This window comes from Alteromonas sp. CNT1-28 (assembly GCF_022348345.1).
In the GTDB taxonomy this organism is placed as follows: domain Bacteria; phylum Pseudomonadota; class Gammaproteobacteria; order Enterobacterales; family Alteromonadaceae; genus Alteromonas; species Alteromonas macleodii.
In genome coordinates, this window is the sequence record NZ_JAKREZ010000103.1 from 1 (window position 1) to 1,085 (window position 1,085).

Genomic DNA, 1,085 nt, shown 5'->3' on the forward strand with positions numbered 1-1,085 from the left:
TTACCTATTTTGTTTTGATTAAAGATTCGACACCTTTATCAAAACGGGTAACTCTCATCTTTTCAAGAAGAAGTGTCAGATTAAGTCGAGACTAATTCATTTTATAGCCTATAAACCGTACTCACAAAATTATGCGTGTTCGACTTTGTCCTTTGCAGGGCGAACTTTTAAGGTTCGCTCCTGGAAGATTGAGTCGTTAGTTTTATCGATAACGCTGTTTAAGTCGTCAGTTACAACTTCGATAAAACCGTATCCTTTTCTTTTTCCAGTTTTACGATCCTTCATTAAGCGAACCGACTGTACTTCAATAAAGCTACTGAAGTATTCCTTTACTGCGTTCTCGTTTGCTCTATAAGGCAAATTACCCACATATAAAGTTTCTACTGATCCGTCATTAGAATGTGCTCTGGCATCTGAGGAAGATGGACTTTGAATAAGAGACGCTAGCCAAGGAGTAACGATACCGCTGATCAGCAGAGCTGCTGAGACGGTCAGTGGAACATGGACGTTTAAACTAGCAGAAGAAAATAACAAGTAACCTGCAATTGCAAAAATAGCGCTAATAACAGCGCATTGAATAAAGCCTACTTTCATATACCTACCTTTCTATTGTTTATTATGGTGTTGGAGGCTGTATATAGTTTACTCATTTGTAACAAATTGAACAATAAAATGTGAAAAAACTAGTCTAAAGATGGATTGAGTCGCTAGAAATGATGCAGAAATGAGCGGTTAACACCAAAAGTGGCTTAAAAAGCAAAAAAATCCAATTTAAGTGTTGATCTTTCACAAGAGGTATCTATAATGCGCTCCACGTTCTGAGGGGGCTTCGAGAAAAACAAAGCCAACTCAGCAACAAGTGCGAAACCAAGTTTTCAAACAAATAAAAAGTTTAAAAACATGGTTGACATCGAAAACAAACGATGTAAAATGCGCACCTCACTCGAGCAGGGTGAGTCACTAAGAAGCAACGGCTTCAAGTGAATGTTCTTTAAAAATTTAGACAAGACAATCTGTGTGGGCACTCGTTAAGAGTGTCACATAACGACGATTCATATTTCGATATATTTAATTGAAGAGTTTGA

The 1,085-nt window shown here is 37.4% G+C and carries 1 protein-coding gene; it reads right to left on the reverse strand.

The genetic code is table 11. The features are described 5' to 3' along the window. Positions 1-129: 129 nt before the first annotated feature. The gene (locus MHN02_RS21515) at positions 130-594 is read right to left on the reverse strand and encodes an RNA-binding protein (protein ID WP_014950707.1); all 465 of its coding nucleotides are present in this window, start codon (positions 592-594) and stop codon (positions 130-132) included. Positions 595-1,085 lie beyond the last annotated feature (491 nt).